The sequence below is a fragment of the Methylocystis sp. genome (genome assembly GCF_051062815.1).
Lineage (GTDB): Bacteria > Pseudomonadota > Alphaproteobacteria > Rhizobiales > Beijerinckiaceae > Methylocystis.
In genome coordinates this window covers 1-17,067 of record NZ_JBPFDU010000005.1, presented here as the reverse complement: position 1 = coordinate 17,067, position 17,067 = coordinate 1, and the positions used below count along the sequence as shown (strand labels likewise).

Sequence of the window (17,067 nt, the reverse complement as noted above, 5' to 3'; positions counted from 1 at the left end):
CGTCGCGACGGTTATGCCGCCGCCGCGATTATCCTTGCGCCGAAGTAAGCCTCGTCCGGGGTGCGCCGGTCAAGCGCCGAATGCGGCCTTCTTTCATTGTAGAACGTCAGATAGCGGGCGATCGACGCGCGCGCCTCAGCCACGCTGTCGTAAGCGCGCAGATAGACCTCCTCATATTTGACGGATCGCCACAGCCGCTCGACAAAAACATTGTCGCGCCAGGCGCCCTTGCCGTCCATGCTGATGGCGATTTTCCCGTCGAGCAGCACGTTGGTGAAGTCGAGGCTGGTGAACTGGGCGGATTCAATCGATCGTCGGAACGCTCTCGATGGAGACGGCGATGGCGAGCACGAGATCGAATATCAGGACGTCTGACAGAAAGGCGATGCGCTCTCCCGGCAGGCCGTCGGCAGCTGTGCGGGAGCAACTTGTCCGGTTCTGGAAAGCAATTGCCGCGGGTCGGACAAGCGATGGCGCTGGTATAGATGCGGGCGTCTCCCCGGCGGTCGGCGTCCGGTGGTTTCGGAGGGCGGGCGGCATGGCGCCGTCGCATTTGTCGAAAAATTCAAAACCGCCGTCCGGGCGCTATCTGTCGTTTGCCGAGCGAGAAGAAATCGCGATCCTTTACGCACAAGATCAGGGCGTCTGTGAGATTGCGCGCCAATTGGGACGAGCCGCCTCGACCATATCCCGCGAACTGCGTCGCAATGCCGCGAGGCGTTCCGGTGGTTCCGATTACCGCGCCACTGCCGCCCAATGGCATGCGGATCGATCAGCTCAGCGGCCAAAACCCGCGAAACTGGCGACGAACTCTCGTTTGCGGCAGTATGTTCAGGAAAGGCTGTCCGGGGAAATCAGCTCGGGTGACGGCTCGAAAATATCGGGGCCGAAGGTCGAATGGAAAGGCCGCAAGACGGGGCCTCGGCAAAGTCGGCGCTGGGCGCGCGCCTGGAGCCCTGAGCAGATCGCTCGTCGATTGCCATTGGACTTTCCCGACGACACGGAGATGCGGATCAGTCACGAAGCGATCTATCAAGCCCTTTTCATTCAAGCGCGCGGCGGGCTCCGACGCGAGTTGACCGCCTGCCTTCGAACAGGGAGAGCGCTGCGGACGCCACGCGCACGCACCCGAGGAAAAAGCAAGTCTTTCGTCTCGCCCGAGATCATGATCAGTGAACGTCCCGCCGAAGCCGAAGACCGGGCCGTTCCGGGTCACTGGGAAGGTGATCTGATCCTCGGCTTGCGTAGCTCCGCCATCGGAACGTTGGTCGAAAGGACAACACGCTTCACGCTGCTGCTGCATCTGCCCCGGATGGCGGGCCATGGTGAAACTGCGCGCGTGAAGAATGGGCCTGCTCTGGCGGGCCACGGCGCCGACGCGGTTCGTGATGCAATCAGTCGGACGATCGTCCAGCTCCCCGAACTATTACGCCGGTCATTGACCTGGGATCAGGGAGCGGAAATGGCGCAACATCCACGTCTGCGGATCGACACAGGACTAAGCGTCTATTTTTGTGATCCGCACAGTCCGTGGCAACGAGGCACAAACGAGAACACCAATGGGCTGCTGCGGCAATATTTTCCAAAGGGAACCGATCTCAGCGAGCATAGCGCCGAAGCCCTGGAGGCCGTCGCTCACGTGTTGAACACACGACCACGGAAGGCCCTGGATTGGAGAACACCCGCTGAAGCGTTGAACGCCTTCATCGGATGAACTATTTTGCAACCGTTGCGACGATCGATTGAATCCGCCCTGGCTCCCCTGATCCGTGTTGAAAATCTCGGGCTTGCCGTGTTTCGCCAACGCCTCCTCAAGCGCCTCGACGCAGAACGCCGCCTCCATCGTGATCGACACGCGATGCGAAAGGACGCGGCGGCTCGCCACGTCGACAACCGCCGCGAGATAGACGAATCCGCGCCGCATCGGGATGTAGCTGATGTCCATCGCCCAGACATGATCCGGCCGGTCGATCTTCACGCCGCGCAGAAGATACGGGTAGATCCTGTGGCCGGCCGCCGGCTTGCTCGTATTCGGCCGCCGGTAGATCGCCTCGATCCCCATCCGCTTCATCAGCGTCGCGACATGCCGGCGGCCGACGACGGCGCCCTCGCGCCGCAACAGATCCCGCAGCATCCGCGCTCCGGCGAAGGGATAATCGAGATGCAGTTCGTCGAGACGCCGCATCAGCTTCAGGTCCTCGGCCGACACCGGCCGAGACTTGTAATAGACCGTGCTCCGCGAAAGGCCGAGCATCCTGGCTTGTCCTTTGATCGGGAAGGCGTGGCTGCGATCAATCATCGCTTTGCGCTCAGCAGGCCCGCTTTGCTGAGCGCGCCCTCTAAAAAATCATTGGCCAGGGTCAGTTCGCCAATCTTGGCGTGAAGCGACTTCAAATCCACGGCCGCCTCTTTCGGCTCCGCCTTCTCCTGCCCGAACACGCCCGCCGCGCCTTCCAGAAGCTGGCTCTTCCACGTCGTGATCTGGTTCGGATGCACGTCGAACTGCTGCGCCAGTGCGGCCAGCGTCATCTCGCCCTTGATCGCGGCCAACGCCACTTTCGCCTTGAACGCCGGAGAATGCGTCCGGCGGCTCCTCTTCGTCATCGAATGCTCCTGATTCGCAGCGAGAATCCTCGCCGCCCTCAGTCAGAAAATCCACTTATCTCACCGTCCGAATTTGCGAGGCCAGCTCTCTTCGACTGGACACCGATCCGCTACCGCAATGTGATCGCCGTTCTCAAAAATCCGTTCTACGCGGGGGTCTACGTTTACGGGAAAAGTGAGAAACGCACGTCCATCGTCGACGGAAGGGCGCGGCGAAGTTACGGACACGGCAAGCCGTTCGGGACATGGGAGGTGATGATCAAGGATCATCACGAAGGCTATATCGACTGGTCGGAATATGAGCGCAACCAGAAGCAGCTCGCCCTCAACAATTACGGCAGCGCCGCAGGCCTGAAGTCCGGCCGGGGCGGCAAGGCGCTTTTGTCGGGCGTAATGACTTGCAGGCGGTGCGGACGGCGATTGAGCGTCGCCTATACGGGCAATCCTCAGAGTCGGCCGGTATATCGCTGCGACAAGCCAAACCTTATGATGGGGCTTCCGCGGTGCATGACCTTCGGCGGCCCGCGGGTCGATGCGGCCGTCTCGCGAGAGTTGTTGCGGGCGGTGGAGCCATTGGCGATCGATGCGGCGTTTGAGGCGGAACGAATGCACCGGGAACAACAGGAAGACCAGCAACGCATCCTCGACATGGAAATGCAGCAGGCTCGCTATGAGGCAAGTCTGGCCGAGCGTCGTTATGCGGCCTGCGATCCCGACAATCGTCTCATTGCCGCGCAACTAGAAAAAAGCTGGGAGACGGCGCTGCGGCGTGTCCGCGAACTGGAGATGCGCCAGCCCGCGGAACGCCCATCAGCCCTTGAGGTCGATCCGAGCGCCTTCACGAACCTGGCGGATAATCTATCCGCAGCATGGCATGCGCCGAATGTTACGATGCGCGCCCGACAACAACTGCTGCGGACATTGATCGCCGACATCATCGTCGATGTCGACGACGCCGCACGCGAAGTCGTGTTGACGATTCACTGGCGTGGCGGTCAGCATTCCGAACTGCGTGTCCGTAAACCACGGGCTGGCGAGCACGGTTGCGCGACGACAGAGGACGCATTGGCGGTCATGCGAAGCATGGCTGGTCGCTGGTCGGACGAGCATATCGCCGCGTCGCTCAATCGAATGGGCATGCCCACTGGCCAACGCAAAACCTGGACAGCGCATCGTGTTGCTTCCGTTCGACGTGTGCGTGGAATCCATGCCTATCGATCGGCGGAAAAGGACGGCGAATGGCTCACCATGAGGGAGGCGGCAAAGCTGTTAGGGGTCACCCACCATACGATTCGGCGCCTGATCAAAACGAGTGTCCTTCCTGCCGTGCAGGTTGTCGCCGGAGCCCCGCATCAAATACGGGCCGAGGACTTGGCGTCGGACCCGGTGAAAGCGGCGGTGGCCCGTAAAGGTCGCCCGTGTCGTGTTGTCGACGCGGACACGCTTCCAATGTTTACAGATGCTTGAAGAAAGGGCGCACAATGACTCACGCTTCGCTAGCGGCCTGATTTGATTTTCGACGAGGTTCGTATCCATCTCGATAAGGCCGTCTTGAAGGAACAGCGTCAGCCCGTCCCAGTGGTTCAGAAGATAGGCGACGGCCTTTCCCATGTCGCTGCGGCCCGACAGGCGCGCGGCCTGGGCGCGCAAGAAAGCTTCGAGCTCGATGACGAGAGGCCGTGATCGCTCGACGCGAGCGCTTTGCCGGATCGACGCCGCCTTGCCTCTGATCTCCGCCTCGATCGCATAGAGCGCCGCGATGCGCGCAAGGACCGCCTCGGCGACGGGCGAGCCCGCCTTCGGCGTGGCGGCGATGATCTCGCGCCTTCCGTGGCTCCAACACCAGGCGAGCCTCAAGGGTGCGCCGCTGCGGCGCCCGGGCCGCGCCAGCCGGTGATAGCCGGCGTAGCCGTCGACCTGAAGAACGCCGTCGAACCCTTCGAGAATGCGCTCGGCGTGCTCGCCGCTGCGCCCCGGCGCGTAATGATAGACCACGATCGGCGGATCGGCGCCGCCGTGCCCGCGGTCGTCGCGCAGAACCGCCCAGAGATAACCGGTCTTCGTGCGCCCGCGACCGGGATCAAGCACCGGCGCCCGCGTCTCATCCATGAACAGGCGGCCGGACAGCTTCATGAGCGCGCTCATGCGCTCGACGAGCGGCGCGAGGTGAAAGGCGACCGTTCCCATCCAATCGGCCAGAACGGCGCGATCCAGCAGGATGCCGTGCCGCCCGAAGACCTGCGACTGGCGGTAGAGCGGCATGTGCTCGCTGAACTTCGCTACCGCGACCTGCGCCAGCAGCGCCTCGGTCGGCACGCCGCCCTCGATCAGATGCGCGGGCGCCGGCGCCTGAGCAACGCCCGAGCAACCCTTCGGACAGGCGTAGCGGGGCCGCACTGTCTCAATGACGCGATATTGCGCGGGCGTCACGTCGAGGCGGCTGGAGCGGTCCTCGCCGATCCGAACCATCTCGTCGCAACCGCAGGGACAGGCGAGGCTCAAGGGCTCGATCACGCGCTCGACGCGCGGCAGATGGGCGGGAAAGGCGCGCGCGGCGCGGCCAGTTCTTTTGCTCCCAGGCGGGCGGCCCGAGCGGCGCGCGCGATCGTCCTCGCTCTCTTGCGTTTCGGCAATTGCGATCTCGATGTCTTCGAGCACGAGCTGCAATTGATCGGGATCGAACTTCTCCGAGCGCTTGCCGAACCGCGCGCGTTCGTATTCCTTGACGAGCAGCTGGAGGCGTTCGACCGTTTCCTTGGATGCAGCCAGCTCGCTCTCTACGTGAAGGCGCGCCGCAAGCTCGTGATCTGCGCGGACCCGTTCGGCCTCGAGCATCGCGCGCTGAGCTTCGAACAACGCGCGCAGATCGGCGGGCAGCTCTGCTAGTCGGGCGGCGTCGAAGCTTGGCGTCATGCAACGCAATCTACCTCATGCAACGCACCGCGCGAACGAATAGAATCCAGCGGACCCGAGTCAGTTTGCCGCAACCGGTGCGGTCATGACCGGCTCACCGACACGCTTCCAGTTCAGCCCGTCGAACAGCGCTTCGAACTGAACCCGGGTGAGTTGGAGAACGCCACCACCGATCTGCGGCCAAACGAAACCGTCCTCGGAGAGGCGTTTGTAAATCATGACGAGTCCGGTTCCATCCCACAGCAAAATCGTCAAGCGATCCTTTCGCTTTGAACGGAACACCACGATCAAGCCGGAATGCGGATCGAGCCCGAGCGTGTTCTGCACGAGAGCGGCCAGCGCATCATGCCCGCAGCGAAAATCAACAGGACGAACGGCGAGCACGATCCGCAGTCCCTGAGCAGGGATGATCATGCGCTGCGTTCCAACGCCGCGACGATCTCGGCGATGCGTGTCGATGCGGCGTCCCTCTCCAGACGCAGCAGCACCTTGCCGACGACGATCTCGATCTTCGGCTCGGTCTTTCTGTGAGCGGCGAGATCTTCGAGCGCAATCTCAACGAACTCAGCAGGCTCGTCGGTCACAAGCGCAAGACGCCCCGCGCGCGCCGCGCGGCGCCAATGTGTCAGCTGCTGCGAGCGTAAGCCGTATTTGCGCGCCACGTCGGCGACACGAGCCCCCGGCACAAGGCTTTCCCGAACAATCCGCCCCTTCTGCTCGGTCGACCAAAGCCGACGGCCAGATCGTGAACGACGAAAATCGACGCGTTCCACAAATCCAGCGCATTCAATCGCAGTGGCCTTCGTGCGTTCGCTCATAGTTGGATCCTTCCAGAGAGAGGCGGTCTCTCAGAAGAATCTCACATCAGAGAATCCGCACGAACCCAAAAAATCAATGGGGAAATAACGGCGCTTACAGCTGACAGGTGAAGGCCTTGGTCGAGGCGACCCCGATCTCGGGTCCCGCCAATGTCTGCGCCACCGTGTCGCTCTCGCGGGCGATCGTCGACGTTTCGACGTTGACGATCGAGAGAATGTGCTGGCCCTGCTCGCGGGCGTAGCGCAGGGCGGCGAGCGTATCGGCGGTTTCCCCGGACTGCGAGACGAGGATGGTCAAGCCGTTTTCGGGCAATGGCGCTTCGCGGTAGCGAAATTCGGACGCGATGTCGATTTCGACCGAAAGGCGGGCGAAGCGCTCCAGCCAATAGCGGGCCACGAGGCCCGCATAATATGCCGTGCCGCAAGCCGAAATCGTTACGCGCGACAGCGCCTGCGGATCGAAGTTGAGTTCGAACGGCAAACGCACGACGCCCTCGGCGAGATCGAGATAATGCGCCAGCGTGCGGCCGACGACCTCGGGCTGCTCATGGATTTCCTTGGCCATGAAATGGCGGTAGTTGTCTTTGTCGACCAAGAAGGAGCCGGCGAGCAGCGGCTGGAAGCGTCGCTCGACGGGCGCGTCTTTGGCGTCGTGGAAGCGCGCGCCTTCGCGGGTCAGCGTCACCCAGTCGCCCTCGTCGAGATAGGCGATGGAGGTCGCGAACGGCGCAAGCGCCAGAGCGTCGGAGCCGAGATAGACGCCTTCGTCGCTCCTGCCGACGGCGAGGGGCGAACCGCGTCATGCGCCGATGAGCAGATCCTCTTCGCCTTCGAAGAGAAAGGCGAGCGCGAACGCGCCTTTCAGCCGCTTCAACGCCGCCGCGACCGCTTTTTCCGGCGTCGCGCCATTGCGCAGTTCCTAGGCGACAAGATGGGCGACGGCCTCCGAATCCGTTTCGGTCGAAAAGACGTGGCCCTTCGCCGTCAGTTCGGCGCGCAACTCCCGGAAATTCTCGATGATGCCGTTTTGAACCACCGCGACGCGGTCACTGTCGTGCGGGTGGGCGTTATTCTCTGTCGGGCGACCGTGCGTCGCCCAGCGCGTATGGCCGATGCCGGCGGCGCCGGAAAGCGGCGCGGCCGCGAGCTTTTCTTCAAGGTTCTTGAGCTTGCCGCTCGCTCTCAGGCGGGTCAGCCGCCCGTTCTCCAAAGTGGCGATGCCCGCGGAGTCATAGCCGCGATACTCCAGACGCTTCAACGAATCGATGATGCCGCCCGCTACCGGGCCTGCGCCGATAATTCCCACAATGCCGCACATGACAGTCTCCGAAGCGATAGTAGCAAGAGCGCCGACAAGGCGGATGAACGCGCGCGATCAACGTCAAATTTAGGGTGAATAGGCGCGAAGGCTCGAAGTTACCGATTTTTGGCCTTCTTCGCAGCCTGCGCGGCGCGAAAGGTCGCCGCCCCCTTGTTTTTATTTGAGTTCATACGATTTAAGGCCAAACACGTACCAAGTAAAATCAATGCCTTACAGATTTTTAGGGCTTCAGTCCGACAGGCTGCTAGGCGACTCGTCATCTGAGGAAGCGCTGAGAAATGGTGGAAACCTAAGACCCTCTTGGCCGACCGGCAGGCGGCGCGCCACGAAAGAACGGAGGATGGGCATGAGCAAGATCGCCAATCCAAGACCGCCGCTCGCCCTCATAGAATCTGCGGGGGATTACTCATTTTGTTGACGCGCGCCCTTGTCTCCTTCCAGACGAGGTCGGCGATGCCGTCCGTCGGGCTGTAGCCGGTCGGCGCGCTTCGAAGCAGCGCGCAGATTTCGGGGATGGACTGCGCCGCGCACGCCTCCAGGAGCCGATCGAGCAAAGGCGCGAGTTCGCTCCAGTCGAGCGCGACCTCTGTCGCCGTGAGGATGCGTGGATGGCTGGTCGTCGCCGCATTTTCTCCGATCAACAACTCCTCATAAAGCTTTTCGCCGGGACGCAGTTGCGAAAAGGTGATTTCGATATCGCTGTCGTCGCTTTTCGTCTCCGGACGAGCGGGATCGACGACGACGGACTTCAGCCCGCTCAATCTGGCCATCCTTTCGGCGAGGTCGACGATGCGGACCGGTTCGCCCATGTCGAGCACGAACACGTCGCCGCCGCGCGCCATCGCCCCCGCCTGAATGACGAGCTGCGCCGCTTCCGGGATGAGCATGAAGTAACGGGTGATTTCGCGATGCGTCACGGTGAGGGGCCCACCGGCCTCGATCTGGCGTCGAAACAGCGGGATGACGGAACCCGACGACCCGAGGACGTTTCCGAAGCGGACCATCGAGAAAAGCGTGCCGGATTGCTCCCGGGCGAACGCCTGGCAGACCAGCTCGGCCATGCGCTTCGTCGCGCCCATGACGTTGGTTGGACGCACCGCCTTGTCGGTCGATACAAGTATGAACGCGCCGACCCCCGCCCCGATCGCGGCCCGCGCGAGGGCCAGCGTGCCGAACACATTGTTTCGGACGCCTTCCGCGACATTGTGTTCGACCATCGGCACATGCTTATAGGCGGCGGCGTGATAGATGGTCGCGACGTTGTATCGCCGCAGCGCGGCCTCGACGCGGCTTTGATCCTGAACGGACCCCAGCAAGGGAGCCAGCTCGACGTCGATTCTCTCGCGCCTCAGGATGTCCAGCAGCTCCTGATGAATGGTGTAGAGCGCGAATTCGGATATTTCGAAGAGGACGAGGGCGCTGGGCCGTTGACGGAGGATCTGGCGACAGAGTTCGCTGCCGATCGATCCCCCGGCACCGCTGACCAAGACGGCCTTGCCGCGGATATTGGCGTCCATCAGGCGGTGCTCCGGCGCCACCGGATCGCGGCCGAGGAGGTCTTCGATAGCGACGTCGCGGACCTGACCGACGGTCGCGCGGCCCGAGACGAGGTCTGCGATGCCGGGAATGGTCTGGATGCGGGTGTTGAGCTTCTCAAGGCGATCGATGATGGACTTGCGCTGCGCGCGGGTCGCGCTCGGAATCGCCAGCAGCACGACCTCGACCTGCTCGTTTTCGATCAACTCCTGCAGGGCGGAAGTGGGATAGACCTCGTATCCACCGATCACTCGGCCTTGGATCGTGGGGGCGTCGTCGACGAAGGCGACGGGAGCGTATTCGGTTCCCTGCCGCAGGGCGACGAGCAATTGGCTGCCGGAGGCGCCGGCGCCGTAAATCACGACGCGTTTCTTCAGCCGGTACTGGCGGCGCCGGTGTATAGACCGGAGCACGAAGCGCACGCCGCCCACCGTGAGGAACGCTAGGAGCAAATAGATGAATGGCACGGATCGCGGAACGAACAGGCCAAATGCTTGGTTGATTACGAAGAGAAGCGCTGCGGACAACAGGAGGCTCGCCAACAGTAGGCGAAGAGCGTTGCTGCTTATGTAACGGATCACGGCGCGATGAAATCCGAGCTTCGCAAATGCGACGAGCGTGACAGGCAGGACGACCAGGAACGCCAGCCAGCTCCCGAGATCCGACGCGAAATCGAAACTGTCCAACCGAAGCGCCATCGCGACGGCGAAGCTCACCGTCAACAATGCGCCGTCCACGACGATCTGAATCAGGTGTTTGTAATGGCGATCGAGGCGGAACAAGCGTGAGTACAAGGTTTCCAGCATGGTGGGCGGTCTTCCTGGCGATGCCTGCGAGTTATATCCGATTTCGCGGCCGATTCGCGGAACGGCGTGGAGCGAATCGGCCGCGGCTGCATATGTCGGGCCTTTGACGGCCCTCGGAGCCGCGTCTTGGATTTGTCCGGGCTGGAATCTGGAGGGTTATGTGAGGTCCGCGGCGCAATGATTGGGCTGCCCGAAAGCGGACCTCATATAAGATCCCATGGGGAGGTGGATAGCGACCGACGCTCTGGCAGAGTGAGGTTGCGAACACCGACTCTGGAGACGACCATGCAAGATGGAGCTAATCGACACGAAACGCCGAACGCTATCCGCACCGATATTGGCGCGATTTTCATCTCAATGGAATTGGCTTGGCGCCGACACCCTGGCAGAGCGGATCGGTCGATCACGAACAAGGTGTACGCGGCGGCGCAATAATCGGCCATTGAGCGGCGCATATTGCGGCCGCGTGGCGGCGTAAAACCCGGCCAGTTTTAGGCTGACTTCCCGAACATTGATTCGGGAGGGCGGCCGGGGATGTTTGCGGTGGAGATTTACGCGGCGGTTCGACGCTTTGTTTTCATCGAGGGCAAGAGCCGGCGTGAAGCGGCGCGGGTGTTTGGATTGAGCCGGGACACGGTGGCGAAGATGTGCCGCTATTCGGCGCCGCCGGGTTACGTGCGCACCAAGGCTCCCGAGCGGCCGAAGCTCGGGCCGCTGCTCCCGGTGATCGACGCCATCCTTGAGGCGGACAAGACGGCGCCGCCGAAGCAGCGGCATACGGCGAGGCGGATTTTCGAACGGCTGCGGGACGAGCACGGCTTCCTTGGCGGCTACACGGTGGTGAAGGATTATGTGCGGCTGGCGCGCACGCGCTCGCGCGAGGTGTTCGTGCCGCTCGCGCATCCACCGGGTCATGCGCAGGTGGATTTTGGCGAATGCGTCGGCGTCATCGGCGGCGTGCGGATGAAGCTGCATGTGTTCTGCTTCGACCTGCCGCATTCGGACGCCTGCTTCATCAAGGCTTACGTGGCGGAGACGACGGAGGCGTTTCTCGATGGCCATGTCTCGGCCTTCGCTTTTTTCGGCGGCGTTCCGCTTTCGATTCTCTACGACAATCTCAAGATCGCCGTGGCGAAGATACTGGGCGGCGGCGAACGGCGGCGCACGCAAGCCTTTACCGAACTCGTCAGCCACTTTTTGTTCGACGATCGCTTTGGTCGTCCGGGCAAGGGCAACGACAAGGGGAAAGTAGAAGGACTGGTAAAATATTCGCGGGCCAATTTTCTGACGCCCGTTCCGCATGCGCCGTCCATCGAAGCGCTCAACGCCAGGCTCGCGGAGCGCTGCCGCGCTCGCCAGAACGAGCGCGCCGGCCGGCATGAGCAGACGATCGGCGAGAGGCTCGTCGCCGACATGGCCGCCTTTCGAGAACTTCCCGCCACGCCGTTCGAGGCTTGCCACAAGGTCGCGACAAAGGTCTCGTCCCTGTCGCTCGTCCGCTATCGCACGAACGATTATTCGGTTCCCACAAAGTATGGCTTTCGCGACGTGCTGGCGAAAGGCTTCGTCGACGAGGTCGCCATTTTCTGCGATGGCGCCGAGATCGCCCGCCATGCGCGCAGCTACGTGCGCGATGATTTTATTTTTGAGCCGCGTCATTATCTGGCGCTGCTCGAACAAAAGCCCGGCGCGCTCGATCAGGCGGCGCCCTTGCAGGGCTGGACTCTGCCGGAGACGCTCGCGCATCTGCGCCGACTTCTGGAAACGCGCATGGGCAAGCGCGGCAAACGCGAGTTCATTCAGGTGCTGCGGCTGACGGAAGTGTTTCCCGAAGCCGTCGTCATCGGCGCGGCGCTCGACGCCATAAGGCTGGGCGCCATCGGTTTCGACGCAGTCAAACAACTCGTCATCGCAAGAACTGAGAACAGGCCCGCGCGTCTCGATCTTTCCGCCTATCCCTACCTGCCGTCACTGAACGTCAAGACGACATCGCCCGCCAATTATCTCGCGCTCGTTTCCAGGGAGGCAGCATGACCACGTCCGCCTCTGCCGATATCCCTGCGCCGCCGCGGGTTTTGCTCGGCCATCATCTGCGGCAGCTCAAATTGCCGACGATCCTGCGGGAATACGAGAAGGTCGCCGCCGAGGCGGCGCGCCAAGGTCAGGATCACGTCCGATACCTTCTACGCCTCGTCGAACTCGAACTCATCGACCGCGAACGACGCATGGTCGAGCGGCGTATCCGCGCCGCGCGCTTCCCGGCGGTGAAAAGCTTCGACACTTTCGACTTCGCCGCCATCCCATCGCTCAACAAACCGCTCGTTCTCGAACTCGCCCGTTGCGAATATGTCGTCGCCCGCGACAACATCATCGCGCTGGGCAACAGCGGCACGGGCAAGACGCATGTCTGCCTGGCGCTCGGCCTCGCCGCTTGCCAGCGCGGGCTGTCCGTCGCCTTCACCACGGCCGCCGGCCTCGTGCATCAATTGATGGAGGCGCGCGACGAAAAGCGTCTGCTCAGGCTCCAGGCGCAACTCGCCGCCGTCAAGCTGCTCGTCGTCGACGAACTCGGCTATGTGCCACTGTCGCAAACCGGCGCCGAACTGCTCTTCGAGGTGTTCAGCCAGCGTCACGAACGTGGATCGACGATCGTCACATCCAATCTGCCATTCGACGAATGGACCGGCGTCTTCGGCAATCAGCGGCTCACCGGCGCGCTGCTCGACCGCCTGACCCACCATGTCCACATCCTGGAAATGAACGGCGAGAGCTATCGCCTCAAGCAATCGAGGGCCCGGCGTCACAAGCAGCCGCAGCCCACCGCCGAGCAGACCATCGATCCCGATACCGGCGAAATCTCGCCAACGTAGCCCGAAATTTTTTCCGCCGCCGACATGCAAAGGGGCCCGATCGGGCCCCTTTGCATGTCGGCGATCGCGACCAACTGGCCTGGTTTTACTCCGCCCCAATGGCTGGAAATCTCTCCGCCGTTGACACATCGGCTCTGAAATCCATGCGGCAAACCACGCGACGATTGAACTACCGCAACCGAACGGAACTGAGTCTGAAGGACATCGCGCGTCTGCACAATCCGGTCCTGCGTGGCTGGATTGGCTATTACGGGCGGTTCTGTCCCTCGGCGCTCTATCCGGTCCTCAGGCACTTCGACAAGACGTTGGCCGCCTGGGCGATGAGGAAGTACAAACGTTTGAAAGGACACAAGACACGGGCCTGTCGCTTCATCGAAGGCATCGCGAAGCGGCAGCCCGATCTCTTTGTGCACTGGCGCAAAGGGCCGGCGATAGGGCTTGCTTGATGGGAGCGGTGTGAGTCGAGAGGCTCCCGCACCGTTCTGGGAGAGGCTGGAGGTGAAATCCCTCCGGCCTACTCACCACGAGAGCTTCAACATCTTCAAGAACAACGGCTATCATCTCGAACACAACTTCGGCCACGGCAAGCAGAACCTCGCCATGCTGTTCGCCGCCATGAACCTCTTGGCCTTCGCCATCCACACCGTCTGCGACTGCCTCGAAGCTCTATGGAGCCAAGCTCGCGAGGCCAAGCGCGCCCGAAAACGCTTCTTCGAACACATCCGAACCATCACCGCCTATCTCGTCTTCCCAGACTGGCGGACCCTCATGACAACCCTGATAAACTCCAAACCGCCTCCCGAAATCGCAAAACAGATCGAAGCCTGATGATCGAGAGGGGAACCGAGTTAGAAATTGCTGCTGAGTCAGTGCACTAGGTTGACAGATCGCGCGCCCCGCGTAGACTATCTTCAACGGGCCGGGGGGGCTGTTCAGCGGCGAGCGCGTTTGTCTTGATCAAGAGATGCCTTGACATCAGTTGCGCGGGTCTCGGTCTCGGCGTCCTGTTCCCCGTGTTCTTGGCTGTGGCTTTGCTCGTTCGCTGGAAATTGGGGCCACCCATGTTATTTACGCAGGTGCGGCCGGGGCTGCATGGCGCGCCCTTCCGTATGTACAAGTTCCGCACCATGCGAGACGCGCGCGACGCCGCCGGTGATCTGCTGCCCGATGGCGAGCGGCTAACGTCACTTGGCCGATTTCTGCGCGCATCGAGTCTGGACGAGCTTCCGGAACTGTGGAACGTGCTGAAGGGCGATATGAGCCTCGTCGGACCGCGGCCCCTGCTCATGGAATATCTGCCGCTCTATTCGCAAGAGCAGGCGCGTCGTCACGAAGTTCGGCCGGGCGTCACCGGATGGGCGCAGGTGAACGGGCGCAATGCGTTGAGCTGGCGGGAGAAATTCGCGCTCGACGTGTGGTATGTCGATAATCAAAGCCTCGCGCTTGACCTTAAAATCCTTTGGCTGACACTTCGCAAGGTCTTTATCTGCGAGGGCATAAGCGCCGCCGGTGAAGCGACGATGTCGCGGTTCACAGGGAGCGGGAGTTGAAGCTTTTCGGAATTTATGGGGCGAGCGGCTGTGGGCGTGGGATCATGCCGCTGGCGCGCGATTTCCTCGCTCGAGAGGGTCGTTCCGACGTTGACCTGACATTCATTGATGACGCCGGCTCGGGGGACATGGTGAACGGACATCGCGCGATGACGTGGGACGCCTTTCTAATTGAGCCCTCCGAGCAGAAGTTCGTTGCGATCGCCATAGCAAATTCCCGCGTTCGCCAAGTGCTGGCCGATCGTTGCGCGGACGCTGGACTACGGTTTTTTTCGGTCAAGGCCGAAAACGTCGTCATAATGGACTGCGTCGAGATCGGCGAAGGCTCGCTCCTGTCACCCTTCGTCACCCTCACTTCAAACATCCGCATTGGTCGGCACTTCCAGGCCAATCTTTATTCCTATGTGGAACATGACTGCGTCATCGGCGACTTCGTGACTTTCGCGCCGGCCGTCCGGTGCAACGGCAATGTGGTCGTCGAGGACCACGCCTATGTCGGAACCGGCGCAATACTTAAGCAAGGCGAACCCGGGGCTCCCCTGGTGATCGGTCGCGGCGCGGTGGTCGGAATGGGCGCGGTGGTGACGAAAAGCGTGCCGCCCGGCGTCACCGTCGTCGGCAACCCGGCCAGGCCACTGGTCAGGAACTGAAGATGCTCGACACCCATTTCTCACCCTGGCCGAGCTTCACCGAGGAGGAGATCGCCACCGTCGCCCACGTGCTCGCCTCGAACCGCGTAAATTACTGGACGGGGCAGGAATGCCGCGCCTTCGAGCGCGAATTCGCCGCCTGGGCGGGAACGGAGCGCGCGATCGCGTTGGCCAACGGAACCGTGGCGCTCGAACTGGCGCTGCACGGACTTCGCATCGGCGCCGCCAACGGCGGCTGCGCCGGGGACGAGGTGGTCGTCACGCCGCGCACTTTTCTTGCCTCGGTTTCCTGCGTCGTGAACGCCGGCGCGACCCCCGTCTTCGCCGATGTCGACCGCGACAGCGGCAATATCACCGCCGAAACGATCGCGGCCGTTCTCACGCCGCGCGCGCGCGCCGTCATCGCAGTCCATCTCGCAGGCTGGCCGTGCGACATGGATCCCATCATGTCGCTCGCCGATCGTCATGGCCTTAAAGTGATCGAAGACTGCGCGCAGGCGCATGGCGCCCGCTACAGGGGACGCAGCGTCGGCTCGATCGGCCATGTCGGCGCCTGGTCCTTCTGCCAGGACAAGATCATGACCACCGGCGGCGAAGGCGGCATGGTCACGACCAACGACCAGGATCTGTGGGCGCGGATGTGGGCGTTCAAGGATCACGGAAAGAACTACGAGGCGGTCTGTGAACGCAAGCACCCGGTGGGGTTCCGCTGGCTGCATGAAAGTTTCGGAACCAACTGGCGGATGATGGAGATGCAGGCGGCGATCGGCCGCATTCAGTTGAGGCGGATGCCGGATTGGACCGCGGCCCGCATCGCCAACTCGGACGCGATCGCGGCTGCATTAGCCCCTTTCGCAACCGGGGACGGCCCGCTTCGCCTGCCGCAGTTCCGCTGTGCGGCCTGCCCTGGCTGCGACACGCGGTCGGGCTGCGTGCATGGCCGGTACAAGTTCTATGTCTATGTCCGCCCCGAGCGGCTCGCCTCCGGCTGGACCCGCGACCGGATTATCAAGGAGATCAATGCGCGGGGCGTCCCCTGTTACCAGGGAAGCTGCTCGGAAGTTTACCTGGAGAAGGCGTTCGACGGCACGGGCTGGCGGCCGGCGGCTTCCCTCCCGGCCGCGCGCGAATTGGGGGAAACCAGTCTCATGTTTCTCGTCCATCCCACGCTGACGGCGGACGAAATTCGACGAACCGGGGAGGTCGCCGCGCAGGCCGTCGCTTCGGTGATCTGAGGCCCCTTATTCGCGAATTCGAATTGGGCTGGCCGAACGCGGCGCACTCGCCGCCGCCGCGAATCCGCCCGCGTTCCACAGTCGCCCGTGAAGAACTCAGAAGCCACTGAGGTTACAGCGATTGGAGCCTTGGGGAAGTAATCGTTTTTGCGAGTTTCCCTTGGGTTTGGCATGGTTTTCTTGCAAATTGATCCTCCGGCCGCGCTGTGATTCTCTCCTTTCGTCGATCTCGACGACGAGGAGATTCGCGATGCAGCCGAAGGAGCGGCGGGACGGCGGCCAGAAGGATTTGTTTCGCGCGCGTCTCGATCAAATCGTCGACATGGGTCATCCCCCGGCGAAGCTCGCCGCGACGATCGACTGGGCTTTTTGGAGCAGACTTTCGGCGCGGTTTACACCGACCTCCCAGGGCGTCCGCCATTGGCGACGCGGCTCATGGCCGGCCTCGCGCCCTCCGCCGCAAAGTTATCTTTTGCGTTCAGGGCGTGAGCACACCCCCTTGCGGGGACACGTCATCATCGGAGGGCCAGTTTTTCAGAACCGGAGGCCACGGCGATGCGCGCGCCGATCACAACGCCAAATACGGCTCGGAGTGTCAATCGGCATCCAAAATTCTTATGACCTTGGAGTGGGCCCCTCGGGCCGGACAGGGACGCGTTTAACGATTGACCGTTATGCCGGGCTTTCAAAGGACGAAAGCCGATGGCCAAACACCGCTCCTACAGCGTCGAGTTCAAACGTCAGGTCGCGCAGGAATATCTCGG

General features: G+C 62.4%; 11 protein-coding genes and 6 pseudogenes. 10 read left to right on the top strand and 7 right to left on the bottom strand.

The window, feature by feature from the left end; translation table 11 throughout:
- Nucleotides 1-11 precede the first annotated feature (11 nt).
- Nucleotides 12-305: pseudogene (locus ACR65W_RS00720) on the bottom strand (transposase); the annotation flags it as partial.
- A 35-nt stretch (nucleotides 306-340) separates the two neighbouring features.
- On the opposite strand from ACR65W_RS00720, the gene ACR65W_RS00715 reads away from it, so the two are divergent.
- A complete protein-coding gene (locus ACR65W_RS00715; RefSeq protein WP_434498985.1) occupies nucleotides 341-1,714 on the top strand; it encodes an IS30 family transposase in 1,374 nt (457 codons plus the stop codon).
- Between the two features lie 39 nt (nucleotides 1,715-1,753).
- On the opposite strand, the pseudogene ACR65W_RS00710 reads toward ACR65W_RS00715, so the two are convergent.
- Nucleotides 1,754-2,604, bottom strand: a pseudogene (locus ACR65W_RS00710) (IS3 family transposase); the annotation flags it as partial.
- A gap of 87 nt (nucleotides 2,605-2,691) precedes the next feature.
- On the opposite strand from ACR65W_RS00710, the pseudogene ACR65W_RS00705 reads away from it, so the two are divergent.
- Nucleotides 2,692-4,071, top strand: a pseudogene (locus ACR65W_RS00705) (recombinase family protein); the annotation flags it as partial.
- A 39-nt stretch (nucleotides 4,072-4,110) separates the two neighbouring features.
- Here the strand turns inward: ACR65W_RS00705 and tnpC are convergent.
- The 5 genes and pseudogenes from tnpC to ACR65W_RS00680 all read right to left on the bottom strand — a co-directional run.
- A pseudogene (tnpC, locus tag ACR65W_RS00700) lies at nucleotides 4,111-5,439 on the bottom strand (IS66 family transposase); the annotation flags it as partial.
- Between the two features lie 138 nt (nucleotides 5,440-5,577).
- Nucleotides 5,578-5,931 (bottom strand): IS66 family insertion sequence element accessory protein TnpB, encoded by a 354-nt coding sequence (gene tnpB / locus ACR65W_RS00695; protein ID WP_434498984.1) that lies wholly within the window; start codon nucleotides 5,929-5,931, stop codon nucleotides 5,578-5,580.
- Complete coding sequence (locus tag ACR65W_RS00690) at nucleotides 5,928-6,335, bottom strand: transposase (protein ID WP_434498983.1); 408 nt, start codon at nucleotides 6,333-6,335, stop codon at nucleotides 5,928-5,930. Before ACR65W_RS00690 ends, tnpB begins: the two co-directional genes overlap by 4 nt.
- Before the next feature lie 97 nt (nucleotides 6,336-6,432).
- Nucleotides 6,433-7,653, bottom strand: a pseudogene (gene glmS / locus ACR65W_RS00685) (glutamine--fructose-6-phosphate transaminase (isomerizing)); the annotation flags it as partial.
- Nucleotides 7,654-8,039: 386 nt separating this feature from the next.
- The gene (locus ACR65W_RS00680) at nucleotides 8,040-9,998 is read right to left on the bottom strand and encodes a polysaccharide biosynthesis protein (RefSeq protein ID WP_434498982.1); all 1,959 of its coding nucleotides are present in this window, start codon (nucleotides 9,996-9,998) and stop codon (nucleotides 8,040-8,042) included.
- 534 nt (nucleotides 9,999-10,532) lie between these two features.
- Between ACR65W_RS00680 and istA the strand changes: the two genes are divergently transcribed.
- From istA to ACR65W_RS00640, 8 genes and pseudogenes are all read left to right on the top strand, one after another.
- The gene (gene istA / locus ACR65W_RS00675) at nucleotides 10,533-12,032 is read left to right on the top strand and encodes an IS21 family transposase (RefSeq protein ID WP_434498981.1); all 1,500 of its coding nucleotides are present in this window, start codon (nucleotides 10,533-10,535) and stop codon (nucleotides 12,030-12,032) included.
- On the top strand, nucleotides 12,029-12,868 hold the full coding sequence (istB, locus tag ACR65W_RS00670) for an IS21-like element helper ATPase IstB (protein ID WP_434498980.1): 840 nt from the start codon (nucleotides 12,029-12,031) through the stop codon (nucleotides 12,866-12,868). Before istA ends, istB begins: the two co-directional genes overlap by 4 nt.
- 50 nt (nucleotides 12,869-12,918) lie before the next feature.
- Nucleotides 12,919-13,314 (top strand): group II intron maturase-specific domain-containing protein, encoded by a 396-nt coding sequence (locus ACR65W_RS00665; protein WP_434498979.1) that lies wholly within the window; start codon nucleotides 12,919-12,921, stop codon nucleotides 13,312-13,314.
- Nucleotides 13,307-13,696 carry a hypothetical protein gene (locus ACR65W_RS00660; protein WP_434498978.1) on the top strand — a complete coding sequence of 130 codons (390 nt, stop codon included), beginning with the start codon at nucleotides 13,307-13,309 and terminating at the stop codon, nucleotides 13,694-13,696. Before ACR65W_RS00665 ends, ACR65W_RS00660 begins: the two co-directional genes overlap by 8 nt.
- A 125-nt stretch (nucleotides 13,697-13,821) precedes the next feature.
- Nucleotides 13,822-14,418 carry a sugar transferase gene (locus ACR65W_RS00655; protein ID WP_434498977.1) on the top strand — a complete coding sequence of 199 codons (597 nt, stop codon included), beginning with the start codon at nucleotides 13,822-13,824 and terminating at the stop codon, nucleotides 14,416-14,418.
- Nucleotides 14,415-15,068: an acetyltransferase gene (locus tag ACR65W_RS00650; RefSeq protein ID WP_434498976.1), complete on the top strand. Its 654-nt coding sequence runs from the start codon at nucleotides 14,415-14,417 to the stop codon at nucleotides 15,066-15,068. The genes ACR65W_RS00655 and ACR65W_RS00650 overlap by 4 nt, the downstream gene beginning before the upstream one ends.
- 2 nt (nucleotides 15,069-15,070) lie before the next feature.
- On the top strand, nucleotides 15,071-16,303 hold the full coding sequence (locus tag ACR65W_RS00645) for a DegT/DnrJ/EryC1/StrS family aminotransferase (RefSeq protein WP_434498975.1): 1,233 nt from the start codon (nucleotides 15,071-15,073) through the stop codon (nucleotides 16,301-16,303).
- Between the two features lie 250 nt (nucleotides 16,304-16,553).
- Nucleotides 16,554-16,753 (top strand): annotated as a pseudogene (locus tag ACR65W_RS00640) (IS5/IS1182 family transposase); the annotation flags it as partial.
- Nucleotides 16,754-17,067 lie beyond the last annotated feature (314 nt).